We start from the raw sequence: 578 nt of genomic DNA, 5'->3' as shown, positions 1-578 counted from the left end.
ATTTAATACAGGATAAAGAAAAAAGAAAAGTTCTATCTAGTAGAACAAAAAGTGTATTAGATAAATTTTTGATAACATCAATTACAGAACAATGGAAAGAATTAATATAAGAAATGAGAATTGGAATTATAATTGAAAAATATCCATTACCACCAACTAAAGGTGGTGCAATTCAAACGTTGGTATCTCATTATCTTGAAGAAAATGAGAAAACACATATACATGATTTTTTTGTGTATTCATGCTATGATATGGATGCTGAGGCTTGTTCGAAAAGATATAAGTATACTAAGTTTTATTATGTTAAAACAGACTCTTTGAAATATAATTTCTCAGTAATAATATCGTATATTTGTAATCATTTTTTCAAAATGTCTATAGGAAATGGATTTGCACGTACAATAGGTAAAATGATGAGTACTCAAGAATTTGATCAAATTATTGTTGAGGGAAATCCTAGACTTATACAAGGATTAAAAAAATATAATGATTGCGGATATATTTTACATTTGCACAATGATTATTTGAATAGAGACAATCCAAACTCATCTAAACTAATAAATTCATATAATTATATC

At 25.6% G+C, this 578-nt stretch carries 1 protein-coding gene; it reads left to right on the top strand.

The genetic code is table 11. The features are described from left to right. Positions 1-113: 113 nt before the first annotated feature. Positions 114-578, top strand: a 465-nt coding sequence (locus tag H6A13_RS13065; protein ID WP_204909959.1) for a hypothetical protein, incomplete at its 3' end; no start/stop codon positions are given.

Origin of the sequence: Mordavella massiliensis (assembly GCF_016902415.1) — a bacterium.
Lineage (GTDB): Bacteria > Bacillota > Clostridia > Lachnospirales > Lachnospiraceae > Merdimonas > Merdimonas faecigallinarum.
Note: the sequence above shows the minus strand (reverse complement) of the source record. Positions and strands in the feature narration are given on the sequence as shown.